Source organism: Streptomyces sp. NPDC023573 (genome assembly GCF_055559735.1).
The window spans coordinates 84,634-100,341 of the sequence record NZ_JBVHKB010000003.1 but is presented as its reverse complement, the minus strand read 5'-3'; the positions used below and the strand labels follow the sequence as shown (position 1 = coordinate 100,341).

Here is a 15,708-nt window from a genome sequence, read left to right as displayed (position 1 = left end):
TCCATGACGCCCACCGCCACGTACCGGCTGCAGCTCCAGCCGGACTTCCCGTTCGCCGCCGCCGCGGACGCCGTGCCGTACATCGCCGAGCTCGGCGTCTCCCATCTGCACCTGTCCCCCGTCCTGGAGGCCGTGCCCGGCTCGGGGCACGGCTACGACGTCGTCGACCACACCAGGGTGCGGTCCGAGTTCGGGGGCGAGGAGGGGCTGCGGGAGCTGGCCGTCACGGCACGCGCCCACGGCCTCGGGCTGATCCTCGACATCGTGCCGAACCACATGGCCGCAGCGCCCCGGTACAACCTGCCGTTCCGGGAGGTGCTGCGCGAGGGCCCGGAGTCCTCTTACGCCCGCTGGTTCGACATCGACTGGGCCGCGGGCGGCGGGAAGGTGCTGCTGCCCGTGCTGGGGGGACGGTTCGGCGAGGAGCGCGGCAGCATCGAGCAGGGGACCCGGGACGACGGCACGCCGGTGCTCCGCTACGCCGACCTGGAGTTCCCCCTGCGTGAGGGCACGGCGGACCTTCCGCCGGACGAGCTGCTGGCCGCCCAGCACTACCGGCTCGCCTGGTGGAGGCTGGCCAGGACGGAGCTGAACTACCGGCGTTTCTTCACGATCTCCGATCTGATCGGTGTCCGGGTGGAGCACCCCGAGGTCTTCGCCGCCACCCACTCCAAGATCCTCGAACTGGTCCGCGACGGGGTCGTCGACGGGCTGCGCATCGACCACCCCGACGGGCTGGCCGACCCCGCCGCGTATCTCGGGCGGCTCGGCGACGCCACCGGCGGGCGGTGGACGGTGGTGGAGAAGATCCTCACCGGTGACGAGGCCCTGCCGGCCGGCTGGGCGGTCGCGGGGACGACCGGCTACGACGCGCTGCACCGGATCGACGGCCTGTTCACCGACCCGATGGGCGCGGCCGACCTGCTCGGCCGCTACCGGGACTTCGCGGGGCCTCCCGGGGACCGCGGCGGCTACTGGACCGCGACCGTCCGCCGCGCGGCGTACCGGGTGGTCACCCATGAGCTGGCCGCCGAGACGGAGTGGCTGACCCGCCTCGCCACCGAGGTGTGCGCGGGGGACGCGACCCTGCGCGACCACGCGCCGTGGGCGCTCCACACGGCGGTGCGCGAGCTGTTGGTGCGGGTGCCCGTCTACCGGCCGTACGTGACCGCGGGCGGCCCGCTCACGGAGATCGCCGAGTCGACGCTCCCGGCCGAGGCGGTGCGGGACGCCAGGGCGGTGTTCTCGGTCGCCCAGGAGGCGGACGCCGTCGACGTGGTGCGGGATCTGGCGCTGGGCCGCCTCGGCGACGGTCCGGAGCACGTGGCGTTCTGCGCCCGGTTCGCGCAGACCGCGTCGGCGCTGCACGCCAAGTCGGTGGAGGACACGGCGTTCTACCGCTACGTCCCGCTGATCTCGGCGACCGAGGTGGGCGGCGACCCGGGCCGGCCGGCGGTGGGCCCCGAGGAGTTCCACGCCTTCTGTGCCCGGATCGCGCGGGACTGGCCGGCCACCGGCACGGTGCTGACCACCCACGACACCAAGCGAAGCGGCGACCTACGGGCCCGGATCGCGGTCCTGACCGAGTGCCCCGAGCGGTGGTCCGCGCTGGTCGCCCGGCTGGCCCGGGCGGCCCCCGTGCCGGCCCCGGACCCTCAGCTGGCCTGGCAGGCCTGGCAGTCGGCGTACGGCTGCGCGGGTCTGCCCGCCGGTGAGATGGCGGGCAGGCTGGAACCCGCGCTGCTGAAGGCCGTGCGCGAGGCGGGGCTGTTCACCAGCTGGACGGAGCCGGACGCCGCGTACGAGCGGGCGGTGACCGACTTCGTGGCGGCCGGTCCCGGCAGCGACGCGGGCGAAGCCCGGTCGGTGATGACGGGTTTCGCGGACACGCTCGCCCCGTTCGTGCGGGCCAACGTGCTGGGCGCCGCGCTGGTGCACCTCACGATGCCCGGGGTACCCGATCTGTATCAGGGCACGGAGCGGGAGTACATCGCGCTGGTCGACCCGGACAACCGGAGGCCGTTCAGCAGGCCCTTCGGGGGTGGGGACGAGAAGACGGCGCTGACCACGGCCGCGCTGTCGCTGCGCCGGGAACGCCCGGAGCTCTTCGGCGAGTCGGGGACCTACGCCGCGCTGGGTGCGCGGGGCCCGGCGGCCGCGCACTGTCTTGCGTTCTGCCGGTCGGGCGAGGTGGTCACGGCGGTGACCCGGCTGTCGCTCAGGCTGGCGGAGGAGGGCGGCTGGCGCGAGACGGAGCTGGCGCTGCCCGACGAGGGCCCGTGGGCCGATCTCCTGTCGCCCGGGCGGGAGTTCGCGGGCCCGGTCGTTCCGGTGGCGGACCTCTTCGCGGACCGGCCGGTGGCGCTGCTCGTGAGGGCGGGGCGCTGAGCGGTGCTCGTTCAGGCAGGGGGCACGGGCAGCGACGCACAGAGCCGGAAGGTCATCCGACCGAAGCTCACCTGGTCGCCGTCGTGCACCACGACCGAGCCGACGACCCGCTGGCCGTTGACACAGGTGCCGTTCGTCGAGCCCAGGTCACGCAGGATCCACCGGCTGCCCTGCGCGGTCAGTTCGGCGTGCAGCCGCGACACCGTCTCGTGGCTGAGCCGCAGGCCGTTGCCCGGGTCGCGGCCGATGCGCAGCGGCTGCGGTCCGGGCACGGGCAGCAGGAGCCTGGGCAGCCGCTCGGACTGCCAGGCCCTGCGCACCAGGGCCGGAAAGGCGGAGACCCCGCCCACCGCGCGGAACAGGCCGCGGGACCAGCGCCCGCCGCCCGCCTCCAGGTCCGAGGTGAGCGCCTTCAGCTCCTCGGAGCGCCGGGCGGTCAGGGCGAGTTCCATGCGGCGCAGGAACGTGTCGTGGGAGAGCTTGCCCTGTGCGGCGCCGTCTCTGAGCACACCGAGTACACGGTCGCGCTCGGCGTCCGAGAGCCGCGCGGGATACGTGTAGTGCTCGAAGGAGGACGTCACAGCACCGATTGTCGGTCCGAGGGGCCCGAGGTGTCCAGACGATGCCCGATTCCGGCCACCTGACCTGCGAGGCAGTGGATAAATACTGACCACCGGGGCCGGGGAGTTGTTACCCTCACGCGCTGCCGCCTTCGCCGGGCGGCACTCATGTCGAGGAGACTCTGTGATCCCTGCACCACCGGAACTGACCGTCCGTCCGCTCACCGGAGCGGACGAACTCGGTCTCTTCCTCCGACTGTCCTATGTGCTCGACCACGAGCTCGCGGACGACCTCGCCACGGGCCGGCGCCGCCCCGAGTGGATGTGGGTGGCCCTGCGCGGTGACCGCGTGGTGGGGCGCGTCGCCTGGTGGACGGGCCAGGACGGCGGCAGCCCTCAGCTCCTGGACTTCTTCGACCTGGACGACACCCTGCCGGAGCCGGAGCGCGGCGAGATCGGGCTCGAACTGGTCGAGAAGGCGACCGCCGCGGTCGTCCCGGCCGGGTCCGCCCGCCTGGAGTACGGACGGTTCGTCCCGCCGGACTGGCGTGAGGATCCCGCCGCCCGCGACGTCGTCGAGGCCCGGATACGGGTCATGGAGGCGAGCGGGGCCCGGATGCTGGTCGAGCGGCTGCGGCTGGAGTGGCGGGCGGGCACACCGGTGCCCGAGGACACCGGCCGTCTGGTGTTCCGCCGGGTCACCGGGCGCGAGGACCTCGTGGCGCTGATGGCTCCGGTGATGGAAGGCACCCTGGACGCCCACGGCCAGGCGGATCTGGCATCCGGCCTGAGTGCCCGCGAGGCGGCGGAGAAGCAGTACGACGAGGAGTTCGCCGGTCTCAGGACGCCTCAGGAGTGGTGGCGGATCGCGGAGTTGCCGGACGGAGAGCCGGTGGGCTTCGTCATTCCGGCACGCAACAACTACCACCCGATGATCGCCTACATCGGGGTGCTGCCGGCGCACCGGGGCCACGGCTACATAGACGACATCCTGGCCGAGGGGACCCGGGTGCTCGCCGCGCAGGAGGACGTGGAGCGGATCAGGGCGGCGACCGACCTCGGCAACGTCCCGATGGCGAAGTCCTTCGAGCGCCTGGGCTACGTCAACTTCGAGCGCGCCTTCGACATGGTGTGGGACCAGGCGTAAACCGGTGGACGGGGGGTGCCGGAGACCGTAATGTCGTCGCCCGGCACCCGCTCGGGCGTCTGCCCCGGACGAGGAAGGAGGCGAGACACGTGCGTGACATCGGCACCATCCGTTGCACCACCACGTTCACGCGCTCCCGTCCCGTCCTCAGGACGGTGCCGGACTCGGTCTGACCGGGGGCGCCGAGTCCCGGAGGACATCACCATGACCGTTCCGGTCATCCGTTCGCTCACCCCGAGCGAGGCCCCTCTCTTCCATTCCCTGCAGGGCCCTTCCCTGGTCGGCCGTGCCGCGTTCGGCCACCGCTACGCCCCCGTGCACGAGGGCGGTGAGTACCGCCCCGAGTGGACCTGGGTGGCTCTGCGCGACGGAGTCGTCGTCGCCAGGGCGGCCTGGTGGGGCGGGCCCGAGGACACCGAGCCCGTACTGCTCAACTACTTCGACTTCGCCGAGGGAGAGGACGCCACGGGCGCCGAACTGCTGCGCCGCGCCCCGTGGTCCGTCGAGTACGAGCTCATCGTGCCGCCCGGCTGGCGCGAGGCACCCGAGGTGCGGGCGGCCGCTTCGGCGCGGATCGCGGCCGCGGAGGCGGCCGGCATGGAGCTCCTGGTCGAGCGCTACCGCTACGAGTGGACGCCCGCCGACGGCCTGCCCGAGCGGCCCGGCCGGCTGGAGTTCCGCGAGGAGCCCGACGACACGGTGGTCCTGGAGGTCCTGCGCCGGGTCCACTCCGAGACGCTGGACGCCCATGCCCGGCGGACCATCGCCGGGCCGGGCGGTCTGGAGCAGGCCGCCCAGGAGGAGCTGGACTTCTTCCGCTGGTGCCCCTCGCCCCGCGCCTGGTGGCGGCTCGCCCACACCCCGGACGGCCGGCTCGCGGGCATCCATGTGCCGGCCCGAAACCCGGGCGGGCCCTGCATCGGCTTCATCGGGGTCGTCCCGGAGGCGCGCGGTCACGGTTACGGCTACGACCTGCTCGTCGAGTGCACCCGCTTCCTGGCGGCCGAAGGCGCGACGTCCGTCGCGGGGGCGACGGACCGGGGCAACACGCCGATGGCTGCCGCGTTCGCCCGGGCCGGTCACCGCATCACGCAGGAGCGTGTCCACCTGGTGTGAGCGCCGTCCCCCGCGAGCCCCCGGTGCGCTGCGCGCTGATCACGTCGCGGTACCAGGCGTACGACTCCTTGGGCGTGCGGCGCAGCGTCTCGTAGTCGATGTGGACCAGGCCGAACCGCTTGCTGGCGCCCTCGGTCCATTCCACGTTGTCGGTGAGTGACCAGGTGAAGTAGCCACGCACGTCGACGCCCGCGTCGATGGCCGTGCGCAGCGCCTCCAGGTGTCCTTCCAGGAAGGTGATGCGGCGGCCGTCGGCGACGGGCTCGTCGACGGCGCAGCCGTTCTCCGTGATGTAGACGGGCGGCAGCCGGTCGCCGAAGCGGTCCCTCAGCTGACCGAGCGTCTCGGCGAGCCCTTCGGGGACGACGGGCCAGCCGAAGTCGGTGGTGTCGTACCCCTCGATCTCCCTGATGCCGAAGGGAAGTCCCTCGGGCATGGTGTAGCCGGAGAACGAGCCGGGCGCTTCGGGGCGCGGGGCGCCGACGAGCGTCGGGTTGTAGTAGTTGACGCCGTACCAGTCGAGTGGCGCCGAGATGACCTTGAGGTCGTCCTCGACCGGTCCCGGCATCAGGGCGGCGAAGCCCTCGTCGGGATAGCGGCCGGTGAGGACCGGGTCGGCGAACAGCCAGTTGGTCAGGGTGTCGTAGATCTCCGCCCCCGCCCGGTCCTCGTCGGAGTCCCCCGCCGCCCAGACGGGTGTGTGCGAGAGCGCGATGCCGATGTTGTCGGCGCCGGCCGCGCGCAGCGCCCGTACCCCCAGTCCGTGGGCGAGGAGCTGGTGGTGGGCGGCCGGCAGGGCGTCGAAGAGCAGCGTGCGGCCGGGGGCGTGCTCGCCGAGCGCGTAGCCGAGCATGGTGACCTCGGCCGGTTCGTTGATGGTGATCCACATGGGGACCCGGTCGGCGAGGCGTTCGGCGACGATGCCCGCGTACTCGGCGAAGCGGTAGGCGGTGTCCCGGTTGAGCCAGCCGCCCGCCTCGTCCAGCGGGAGCGGCGTGTCCCAGTGGTAGAGCGTCGGGGCCGGGGTGATGCCGTGGGCGCAGAGTTCGTCGACGAGCCGGTCGTAGAAGTCCAGCCCCGCCGGGTTGAGCGCGCCGCTGCCGCCGGGGACGACCCGGGGCCAGCTGACGGAGAAGCGGAAGGCGTCCGCACCGAGTCCGGCGAGCAGGGCGACGTCCTCGCGGTAGTGCTCGTGGAAGCCGGTGCCCCGGGTGGTGTCGGTGCCGTCCTTGATCCGGCCGGGCTGGGCGGCGAAGGCGTCCCAGCCGGAGGGCCCCTTGCCGTCGGCGTCGAAGGCCCCTTCCGTCTGGAAGGCGGAGGCGGAGGCGCCCCAGAGGAAGCCGGGTGGGAAGGTCGGCACGGTCATCTCGGCCTCCAGCAGCCGTAGGAGGGACCTTGTACTACTGCCCGGGCTCGCCGCGAATGAGCAGAACCCGGCAGGGCAATGATCAGGACCAGACCCTAATCGTCAGTTGCAGGCTCGTTCCAGTGCCCTGGGGCCGTGCGTGCGAATTCCGCCGATCGTGGGGCCTCCGGCGAGGCATCAGGTTCATGGACGAGGAGTGCTGAATGCAGTTCGAGGTGTGGGCCCCCGAGGCCGGTTCTGCCGCGCTGTGCCTGGCGGGCGGCCGGCGGCCGATGGAGCGGGATCCGCTGCGTGCGGGCTGGTGGACCGCGGAGGCGGAGGCGGCGGACGGGGACCGTTACGGGTTCTCGCTCGACGACGGCCCCGTGCTGCCCGATCCGCGCTCCCGCCGCCAGCCGGACGGGCCCGACGGCGAGAGCGCGGTCGTCGACCACGGCGCCCACACCTGGCGCACCGTCTGGGCCGGGCGCGGGCTGCCGGGCGCCGTCCTCTACGAGCTGCACGTCGGCACGTTCACCGAGGCGGGCACCTTCGACGCCGCGGCCGAGCGGCTCGGGAGCCTAGTGGACCTCGGCATCACCCACGTGGAGCTGATGCCCGTCTGTCCGTTCCCCGGCACGCACGGCTGGGGGTACGAAGGGGTGTCCCTCTGGGCGGTGCACGAGCCCTACGGGGGCCCGTCCGGGCTGAAGCGTTTCGTCGACACGGCGCACGGTCTGGGCCTCGCGGTCGTCCTGGACGTGGTCCACAACCATCTGGGCCCCTCGGGCAACTACCTGCCGGCCTTCGGCCCGTACTTCACGGACACGCACCACACCCCCTGGGGCTCGGCCGTCAATCTCGACGCCCCCGGCTCGGACGAGGTGCGCGCGTATCTGCTGGGCAGCGCGCTCGCCTGGCTGCGGGACTACCGCCTGGACGGCCTGCGCCTGGACGCGGTCCACGCGCTGGCCGACGGCAGGGCGTTCACCTTCCTGGAGGAGCTGTCCACGGCGGTCGACGCCCTCGCCTCGGAGCTCGGCAGACCGCTTGGACTGATCGCGGAGTCCGATCTCTGCGACCCGCGGACGACCACTCCGCGCACGGAAGGCGGAATCGGACTGCACGCCCAGTGGAACGACGACTTCCACCACGCGCTGCACACCGCGCTCACCGGCGAGTCCCAGGGCTATTACGCCGACTTCGCGGCCGCCCCGCTGGCCGCCCTCGCCAAGACCGTGACCAGGGCGTTCTTCCACAACGGTACGTACTCCAGCTTCCGGGGCCGCACGCACGGCCGCCCGGTCGACGTCACCCGGGCGCCCGCCCACCGTTTCGTGGGCTATGCCCAGACCCATGACCAGATCGGCAACCGTGCCCTCGGTGACCGGCTCGCCGCCGGGCTCTCCCCCGGCCTCCAGGCGTGCGCCGCGGCGCTCGTGCTCACCGGGCCGTTCACCCCGATGCTCTTCATGGGCGAGGAGTGGGGCGCCCGTACCCCGTGGCAGTTCTTCACCGACCACACCGATCCCGAGCTGGCCCGCGCCGTACGCGACGGCAGGCGGCGGGAGTTCGCGGCCCACGGCTGGGCCGAGGAGGACATCCCCGATCCGCAGGCCCCGGACACCCGGGCCCGCTCGTGTCTCGACTGGAGCGAACCGGCGCGCGAGCCCCACGCCCGGCTGCTCGCCTGGTACCGCGAGCTGATCGCGCTGCGCCGCGCCCTGCCGGACCTCTCCGATCCGGACCTGGCGTCGGTGCGGACGGCGTACGACGAGGAGGCCCGCTGGATCGCCTACCGGCGGGGCGATCTGCGGATCGCGGTCAACCTGTCCGGCAAGCCCGCCGCCATCCCGCTGGGGGCCGGCCGTCACCGTGCGCCCGGGGGCAGGGTGCTGGCCGCCTGGGAGCCGGCCGAGGCCCCGGGCGGCGACGGGGTGCTGCACCTGCCGCCGGAGTCGTGCGTGGTGCTGGCCGACGACTGAGACCGCGCCCCGGTGCGGGCGGCCGTCAGATCTTGCCCCGGTCCCACGCGTTCAGCATGCCGTCGAAGGAACGGACCAGGGCGAGCAGGGCGGCCCCCGACCGGGGGTCCAGGAACGCCTCCTGGAGACGCAGCTGGTTTCCGTGCGCCTTGAATTCCAGGGGGACCCGGCCGCCCTCGCGCCAGATGATGCGGCCGGGTCCGCGAGGAACGTCGCCGCCGCCGAGCACAGCCGCCACGAAGAGGAACGGCATCAGGGGCGAGAACAGCCACCACACGCACCACCAGAGGATCCGGCCCTTGTATCCGACCGCGTCGGGCGCACCGGGCCGGCGCACTGTCCACCGGGTGCGCAGCCCCTTCCTGAACGCCTTCTCGCGTATGACCGTGCACAGGAGTTCGCCCTGCGCGCCGAGCACCTGATAGACCGAGACGCCCTTCGCGCAGGAGGCGGTCACCACGGTGGCGGCCCGTGCCCCGCGGTACTCGTCCGTCCACAGCACGAAGGAGCGCGCACCGCTGCCCCGGGCCGCGAGATAGGCGGGCACGCCGCCCGGCGGCAGCTCCCGTTCCACGTGGCCCACGGTCCGGGACGGCCCCGGCTTGACGAAGAGGCTGATCCTTCGGGCGACCGGCTCGGGAGCGACGCCCTCCTGCCGCCTCGGGTGACTCATCGTCAGCATGCCGGTCATCCGGTGTTCCCCCTCGTACGGTCCTCGCCGGTCCTCGCCGGTGCGAGGAGCGTACGGATCCTACGGCCGTGAGGGTGACCGGGGCGCCGGCGGTGGACACTTCCGAGGACCCGCACGGCACCGTGCGGCCGTGCGGGAGCCGGCTCAGACGACGATGACCCGGCGACCGCGCGAGTGACCGGCCTGGCTGTCGATGTGCGCCGCCGCGGCCTCGGCGAGCGTGTAGGTCTTCTCGACCGGGATGTGGAGCTTCCCCGCCGAGATGAGGCGGGACGCCTCGGCGAGCGCGTCCGGCACACTCCCCGCCACGCCGGAGAACCGGACTCCGAGCGCGGGTGCGTCGAGGTCGGCGATGGAGATCACCTTCCGCGGCTCCCCGGTCAGCTCGACGAGCTCGCGGATCACGCCCGAACCGGCCAGATCGAGCGCCGCGTCGACGGAGCCGAGCCGCCGCACCCGCTCGGCCCAGCCGTCGCCGTACGTCGTGGCGAGGGCACCCAGGCTCCGCAGATAGTCCTGGTTGGCGGCCCCGGCGATGCCGATCACCGCGATGCCGCGGTCCCGGGCGATCTGCAGCACCGCCGACCCGACTCCCCCGGACGCGCCACTGACCAGCAGCGTCTGCCCGGGCCGCACGCCGGTCCCGCGGATGACGCGCAGCGCGGTCTCCACCGGGGAGGGGTACCCGGCCGCCTCTTCGAACGTCAGCCCCTCAGGCATCCGGGCCCAGGCCGACAGCACGGCGAACTCGGCGTAGGTGCTGGAGCCCCTGCCGAACACGTGGTCGCCGACCTCGGCCCCTGCGGCTCCCTCGCCGACCTCGTCCACCACCCCGGCGGCGTCCAGCCCGAGTCCGGAAGGCAGCCTCATCGGACGGGCCTTCTGGAACTGGCCTTCACGAACCCTCCAGTCGTGGGGGATGACGCCGGCCGCCCGCACGGCGATACGTATGTGACCGGGACCCGCGTGGGGCTCCTCGGCATCGATGAGGCGCAGGACGTCCGGGCCGCCGAACTCGGCGAAGCTCACTCTCTTCATGCGGTGGACCGTAACACTAACGGTTAGGCTTTTGGAACGGTTACGGTTTCCTAGCTGATAGCGTGCGGGCATGACCGAGCCGCCCGGGCGCCGTGAGCGCAAGAAAGCCGCGACCCGCCAGAAGATCGCCGACGCCGCGCTGCGGCTCTTCCTGGAACGCGGTTACGACGCGGTGGGCATCCGTGAGGTGGCCGCCGAGGCCGACGTGGCCGTCACCACGCTCTTCTCCCACTTCGCCTCGAAGGAGGCCCTGGTCTTCGAGCAGGACGAGGACTTCGAGCAGCGCCTCACGCGGGCGGTCACCGACCGGGCCCCGCACGAGCCGCTCGTCCCCGCTCTGCGCCGCGAGATCCATGCGATGGTGCGGCACTGCACGGCGCCCGGCGGCGCGACGATCCGGCGCATGATCGACGGATCGCCCGCCTTGCGGAAGTACGAGGATTCGATGCGGCTGCGCCACGCGGAGACGCTGGCGACGGCCGTCGCCGCCGATCCCGGGCCGCCGCGGAGCGCGACGGCGAGCCGGGCGATCGCGCGGTTCGTGGTCGACGCCCATGCGCTGGCCCGCGAGGCGGCCGACCCGGACGGTGCGGTGGACGAGATCTTCCGGATGATCGAGGCGGCCTGGGAGACCACGCGCCCCGCCCGGCCCGCCTGAGCGAGGGCGTCGCGCCCCCGCGCGAGCGAGGGCGGAACGCCGAAACCGCTACTCGACGACCGCCAGTTCGCGCGCGGTGGTGTTCAGCCGCCTGCCCCCGCTCGCCGTGACCGTGACGATGTCCTCGATGCGGACGCCGAAGCGGCCCGGGAGGTAGACGCCCGGCTCGACGGAGAAGCACATCCCGGGGACCAGCGGCTGCTCCTCGCCCTCGATCATGTAGGGCGGCTCGTGGGTGGTCACGCCGATGCCGTGGCCGGTGCGGTGGATGAAGCGTTCGCCGTAGCCGAACTCCGTGATGACGGCACGGGCCGCCCGGTCGATCTCCTGGCAGGCGACCCCGGGCCGGACGGCGCGGCAGCCGGCCTCCTGCGCCTCCCGTACGACGTCGTGGACCCGCTGCTCCTCGGCGGTGGGCTCGCCGACATGGACGGTGCGGGAGGTGTCGGAGCCGTAGCCGTGCATCAGCCCGCCGAAGTCCAGGACGACCATGTCGCCCCCCTCGATGGTGCGGTCGCCCGCCTCGTGGTGCGGGTCGGCGCCGTTCGGGCCGGAGCCGACCACGGTGAAGTCGACCTGGGAATGGCCGTGTTCCATGAGGAGCGCGGCCAGGTCGGCGGCCACGTCGCTCTCCCGCCGGCCGGAGAAGCGGACCTTCAGGATCTCCTCGTACGTCGCGTCGGCGGCGGCCCCCGCGGCGGCGAGCCGTTCGAGCTCGGCCGCGTCCTTCACGGCGCGCAGCATCGGCAGGGCTTCGGTGAGCGAGGCGTAGGAGGAGTCGGGGAGGAGCTTGCGCAGGGCCAGCAGGTGCAGCGCCCAGGCGTTGTCACTGATCCCGAACCGGCCCTTGGCGTGCAGCAGTCCGGCGGTCAGCGTGTAGGGGTTCGCCGCGTCCGTCCACTCCCTCAGGGCGAGGGCCGGGGAACCCGGCGCGCGTTCCGCGTCGGCCGCCTCCAGGGCCGGTACGACGAGGACGGGTTCGTGGCCCGCCCGCAGGACGAGCAGGGTGAGGCGCTCGGTGTCCGCCGTCGGCCGGTAGCCGGTGAGGTGGACCATGTCGGGGCCCGGCGCGACGAGCACACCGGCCAGGCCGGCCGCGTCGGCCGTCTCGGCGGCGCGGGTCATCCTGGCCCGGTAGTCGTCTGCGGTGAAGGGCACAAGCTGGTCGGTGCTGGACATGAGGACCTCCTGGCGGGGCGACACGGCACCCAGCATCCTGCCCGGCCGCCGGGGCGGACGCGAGCAGGATGCCGGGTGCGCCCCGCCCGGATCGGTGAAGCCGTAAGCCGCTGCCCACCTCCGCCTCGAACCGGCCGCGCGGACGCACCTGCCTCAGCGGAACGCGGCGACGTTCCGGTCGGCCCAGTCGGCGAAGGGACGCGGAGGGCGGCCGAGGACCCGCTGGACGTCCGGGCTGACGCGCAGCTCGGCCGGGTTCGGAGAGCCGATGATGTCCAGGGTGTCGTTGGCGAGCTCCGCCGGCATGCTCCGGCTCATCCCGGTCAACGCCTCGTCGCGGGTGAGCTCGTGGAACCGCACGGGTGAGCCCAGCGCGGTGGCGATCACCTCCGTCTGGAGGCGCGGAGTGATCACCTCCGGGCCGGTCAGCTCGTACACACCGCCGGTGTGCCGGCCGTCCAGCAGGGAGGCGGCCGCGACCTCGGCGATGTCCGCCGGGTCGATGACCGGCACCCCGACGTCACCGAAGGGCGCGGCGACGGTCCGGTGCGTGCGGACGGACTCGGCCCACCACAGGGCGTTGGACGCGAAGCCGCCCGGCCGCAGGACGACCCACTCCGGGCCGGCCTCCCGCAGCATGTCCTCCAGTGCGCGCATCGCGATCCGCGTGCGGCCCGAGGGCCTGGTCACCACGCCCAGCGTGGAGAGCAGGACGACCCGGCGGACGCCGGCGGCGACGGCTTCGGTGATGATGTCGGCAGGGTTGGCTCCGGAGGCGTGCAGGTCGCCTGAGAGCAGGAGGAACAGCTTCTTCGCCCCGGCCAGCGCCGGCCTCAGGCCGGCCGGCTCGCCCAGGTCGGCCACCACGTGGCGGACGCCGTCCGGCACCGCCGCAGCGTGCCGTGACACCGCCGTCACCTGCTCGCCCGCCTCGGCCAGTGCCTGCGTCAACGGCCGGCCGATGTTTCCGGTGGCCCCGGTCACTACGATCATGTCAGCTCCTTGTCGGATTCCCTCTGTGTGGGCCCGACGCTAGGGGCGCGAGCTAACTTTTGGTAAGGACATACCTCGGGGTAAGCTCATGACATGGTGGAAGGTGTCCAGCGCAGACAGGCCGAGACCGATCAGCGGTATGACGTGTTTCACACCGGCTGCCCCGCCCGTGACGTGGTCGACCATGTGACCAGCAGGTGGGGCGTCTGGGTGCTGATCTCTCTGCGCAACAACAGCCTCCGGTTCTACGAGCTGCGCGAGAGCATCCAGGGCATCAGCGAGAAGATGCTCGCCCAGACCCTGCGCTCACTGGTCCAGGACGGTCTGGTCTGGCGGGAGGTCGAGCCGACGACGCCGCCTCAGGTCACCTACGGGCTGACCGAGTTCGGCCGGGATGTCGGCGAGCCGCTGACCGAGCTGTTCGACCGGATCACCCGTCGGCTGTCGCCGCCCGACGCGGACGATCACGACTCGGCGGCCTGACAGGGCCGCCCGTCGGCCGGTTCGGCCAGAAGGGCGGAAGGCGCCAGTGGTGCCGGCCGCCCACACCCTCGCCCCGCCGCTCCCGCTCAGCGGAGCCGCACGACCAGGTCGGCCCGGTCGCGGTGACGCTCGACCAGCCGGGCGTTGCGCTCGTCGGAGCCGGCGACCCAGCGCTCGGCGTGGGGACGCGGCTTCCCGAAGCGCACGTGCCGGTCCACGAGTCTGCGCACCCGCACTCCCGGGTCCGCGTCCAGGAACCACACCTCGTCCAGCAGTCCCCGTACCGGCGCCCAGGGCCCTTCGTCCAGCAGCAGGTAGTTGCCCTCGGTCACCACGAGCGGGATGTCCGCCGGGACGCGCACGGACCCGGCGACCGGCTCCTCCAGCGCACGGTCGAAGGCGGGCGCGTACACCGGGTCGTGCCCCCCGGGGTCGCGCAGCCGCCGGAGCAGTGCCGCGTATCCGGCGGCGTCGAAGGTGTCGGGGGCGCCCTTGCGGCCGGCCCGGCCGAGACGTTCCAGCTCCGCGCCCGCCAGATGGAAGCCGTCCATCGGGACGAGGACCGCACGGCCTTCGAGCCGTTCGACGATCCGGGCCGCCAGCGTGGACTTGCCCGCTCCGGGCGCACCCGCGATGCCGAGGACACGGCGGTGGCCCCCGGCGGCGAGGCCCCGGGCACGGTCCGCCAGCGCGGCGAGGTCGGTCGTCTCCATGACGGGCATTGTCCCGGCACCGGCCCGGGGCGCGATAGTGTTACGTATAACTCACACAGTGTCCGTACGCCGAGGACGAGGTCCCCCCATGTCTCAGATCGCCCTGGTCACGCTGGTCGTCCGCGACTACGACGAGGCCCTCTCCTTCTACACCGGCGCCCTCGGGTTCGAGCTGGTGGAGGACACGGACCGGGGCGACGGCTCCCGCTGGGTCGTCGTGCGGCCACGAGGCACCACGGGCACAGGGCTGCTGCTGGCGCGCGCCAAGGACGGGTCCCAGCTCGCGAGCGTCGGAGCGCAGACGGGCGGCCGGGTCGGGTTCTTCCTGCACACGGAGGACTTCGCGCGTGATCACGAGCGGATGCGGGCTGCCGGGGTCCGCTTCCTGGAGGAGCCGAGGCACGAGACGTACGGTTCCGTCGCGGTCTTCGAAGACCTCTACGGCAACCGGTGGGACCTGCTGCAGCCCGCCTGACCGCCCGCGGGGGACGTCACACCGGACCGGCCGCCGTGCGCAGGGCCTCCAGGACCGGCTTGATCAGGGGGTGCCCCTCGGCCCCCTGCCGTACGGCGGCGAAGACCCGCCGGGTCGGGGCGACACCCTCCACGGGCCGGACGACCACCCGGCCGAGGTCGGTGCCGCGCAGTGCCGAGCGGGGCACGAGCGCCACTCCGGCACCCGCGCCGGCCAGGGCGACCACGGCGTGGAAGTCGTCCGACGAGTGCTCCAGGACCGGCTCGAAGCCGGCGTACTCGCAGGCCAGGACCACCACGTCGTGACAGGGGTTGCCGGGGTACGGGCCGATCCACGCGTCCTTGGCGAGGTCGGCGACGGCGACGTGCTCCTGGCCCGCGAGGCGGTGGCCGACCGGCAGCACCGCGTCGAAGGGCTCGGAGTACAGCGGCACCCGGGTCAGCCGGCGGTCGTCGTCACCGGGTGCTCCCCGGTATTCGACGGCGACCGCCACATCGACCTGACGGTCCAGCACCATCGGCACGCTGGCGTCGCCCTCGGCGTCCTGCACCCGGACCCGGATGCCCGGCGCGGTGCGGGTGAGTTCGGCGATCGCGGGGGCGAGGACGAGCCCGATCCCCGTGGCGAACGCGGCGACGGTGACCGTCCCCGCGACGCCCGCGCTGTAGTCGGCGAGCTCCGCCTCCGCCCGCTCCAGCTGGGCGAGCACGGCGTTGGCGTGGGTCAGCAGGATCTCCCCCGCCACGGTCAGCCGGGCCCCCCGCGCCCCGCGCTCGACCAGCCGGTGGCCGGTCTCCTGCTCCAGGGCGGCGAGCTGCTGGGAGACCGCGGAGGGGGTCAGATACAGCGCGGCGGCCGCGGCCGTCACCGTGCGGTGGTCCGCCACCGCGCGGAGGATGCGCAGCCGCCGTGCATCGATCATGCGCCCCATGATCCC

Annotated in this window: 15 protein-coding genes; 7 read left to right on the top strand and 8 right to left on the bottom strand. The window is 73.2% G+C overall.

Annotation, left to right across the window (positions count from 1 at the left end; translation table 11 throughout):
* Positions 1 to 3: 3 nt before the first annotated feature.
* Positions 4 to 2,388, top strand: coding sequence for a malto-oligosyltrehalose synthase (gene treY, locus ACZ32T_RS11115; protein WP_467366408.1), 2,385 nt, complete (start codon positions 4 to 6; stop codon positions 2,386 to 2,388).
* An 11-nt stretch (positions 2,389 to 2,399) separates the two neighbouring features.
* Here treY and ACZ32T_RS11110 read toward each other — a convergent pair whose 3' ends face one another.
* The gene (locus tag ACZ32T_RS11110; RefSeq protein ID WP_467263778.1) at positions 2,400 to 2,969 is read right to left on the bottom strand and encodes a DUF1707 and FHA domain-containing protein; all 570 of its coding nucleotides are present in this window, start codon (positions 2,967 to 2,969) and stop codon (positions 2,400 to 2,402) included.
* Between the two features lie 163 nt (positions 2,970 to 3,132).
* Between ACZ32T_RS11110 and ACZ32T_RS11105 the strand changes: the two genes are divergently transcribed.
* On the top strand, positions 3,133 to 4,095 hold the full coding sequence (locus ACZ32T_RS11105) for a GNAT family N-acetyltransferase (RefSeq protein WP_467263776.1): 963 nt from the start codon (positions 3,133 to 3,135) through the stop codon (positions 4,093 to 4,095).
* 204 nt (positions 4,096 to 4,299) lie between these two features.
* The gene (locus ACZ32T_RS11100) at positions 4,300 to 5,211 is read left to right on the top strand and encodes a GNAT family N-acetyltransferase (protein WP_467366406.1); all 912 of its coding nucleotides are present in this window, start codon (positions 4,300 to 4,302) and stop codon (positions 5,209 to 5,211) included.
* Here ACZ32T_RS11100 and ACZ32T_RS11095 read toward each other — a convergent pair.
* Entirely contained in the window at positions 5,183 to 6,577 is a 1,395-nt protein-coding gene (locus tag ACZ32T_RS11095) for a GH1 family beta-glucosidase (RefSeq protein WP_467263772.1), read from the bottom strand. The genes ACZ32T_RS11100 and ACZ32T_RS11095 overlap by 29 nt on opposite strands.
* A 203-nt stretch (positions 6,578 to 6,780) precedes the next feature.
* On the opposite strand from ACZ32T_RS11095, the gene treZ reads away from it, so the two are divergent.
* Positions 6,781 to 8,541 carry a malto-oligosyltrehalose trehalohydrolase gene (gene treZ / locus ACZ32T_RS11090; RefSeq protein ID WP_467263770.1) on the top strand — a complete coding sequence of 587 codons (1,761 nt, stop codon included), beginning with the start codon at positions 6,781 to 6,783 and terminating at the stop codon, positions 8,539 to 8,541.
* Between the two features lie 25 nt (positions 8,542 to 8,566).
* Here the strand turns inward: treZ and ACZ32T_RS11085 are convergent, their stop codons facing one another.
* Positions 8,567 to 9,232 carry a hypothetical protein gene (locus ACZ32T_RS11085; protein WP_467263768.1) on the bottom strand — a complete coding sequence of 222 codons (666 nt, stop codon included), beginning with the start codon at positions 9,230 to 9,232 and terminating at the stop codon, positions 8,567 to 8,569.
* A gap of 144 nt (positions 9,233 to 9,376) precedes the next feature.
* Positions 9,377 to 10,270, bottom strand: coding sequence for an NADP-dependent oxidoreductase (locus tag ACZ32T_RS11080; protein WP_467366404.1), 894 nt, complete (start codon positions 10,268 to 10,270; stop codon positions 9,377 to 9,379).
* A 70-nt stretch (positions 10,271 to 10,340) separates the two neighbouring features.
* On the opposite strand from ACZ32T_RS11080, the gene ACZ32T_RS11075 reads away from it, so the two are divergent.
* A complete protein-coding gene (locus tag ACZ32T_RS11075) occupies positions 10,341 to 10,928 on the top strand; it encodes a TetR/AcrR family transcriptional regulator (RefSeq protein ID WP_467366402.1) in 588 nt (195 codons plus the stop codon).
* 48 nt (positions 10,929 to 10,976) lie between these two features.
* Here the strand turns inward: ACZ32T_RS11075 and ACZ32T_RS11070 are convergent, their stop codons facing one another.
* Together ACZ32T_RS11070 and ACZ32T_RS11065 are read right to left on the bottom strand one after the other, a co-directional pair.
* Complete coding sequence (locus tag ACZ32T_RS11070) at positions 10,977 to 12,107, bottom strand: M24 family metallopeptidase (RefSeq protein ID WP_467263765.1); 1,131 nt, start codon at positions 12,105 to 12,107, stop codon at positions 10,977 to 10,979.
* A gap of 153 nt (positions 12,108 to 12,260) precedes the next feature.
* Positions 12,261 to 13,100, bottom strand: coding sequence for an SDR family oxidoreductase (locus ACZ32T_RS11065; RefSeq protein ID WP_467366399.1), 840 nt, complete (start codon positions 13,098 to 13,100; stop codon positions 12,261 to 12,263).
* Between the two features lie 93 nt (positions 13,101 to 13,193).
* On the opposite strand from ACZ32T_RS11065, the gene ACZ32T_RS11060 reads away from it, so the two are divergent.
* Positions 13,194 to 13,583 carry a winged helix-turn-helix transcriptional regulator gene (locus ACZ32T_RS11060; protein WP_467263760.1) on the top strand — a complete coding sequence of 130 codons (390 nt, stop codon included), beginning with the start codon at positions 13,194 to 13,196 and terminating at the stop codon, positions 13,581 to 13,583.
* Positions 13,584 to 13,669: 86 nt separating this feature from the next.
* Here the strand turns inward: ACZ32T_RS11060 and ACZ32T_RS11055 are convergent, their stop codons facing one another.
* Positions 13,670 to 14,296 (bottom strand): nucleoside/nucleotide kinase family protein, encoded by a 627-nt coding sequence (locus ACZ32T_RS11055; RefSeq protein WP_467366397.1) that lies wholly within the window; start codon positions 14,294 to 14,296, stop codon positions 13,670 to 13,672.
* A gap of 88 nt (positions 14,297 to 14,384) precedes the next feature.
* Between ACZ32T_RS11055 and ACZ32T_RS11050 the strand changes: the two genes are divergently transcribed.
* Positions 14,385 to 14,771: a VOC family protein gene (locus ACZ32T_RS11050; RefSeq protein ID WP_467366395.1), complete on the top strand. Its 387-nt coding sequence runs from the start codon at positions 14,385 to 14,387 to the stop codon at positions 14,769 to 14,771.
* Positions 14,772 to 14,787: 16 nt separating this feature from the next.
* Here the strand turns inward: ACZ32T_RS11050 and ACZ32T_RS11045 are convergent, their stop codons facing one another.
* On the bottom strand, positions 14,788 to 15,693 hold the full coding sequence (locus tag ACZ32T_RS11045) for a LysR family transcriptional regulator (protein ID WP_467263755.1): 906 nt from the start codon (positions 15,691 to 15,693) through the stop codon (positions 14,788 to 14,790).
* Positions 15,694 to 15,708: the final 15 nt, after the last annotated feature.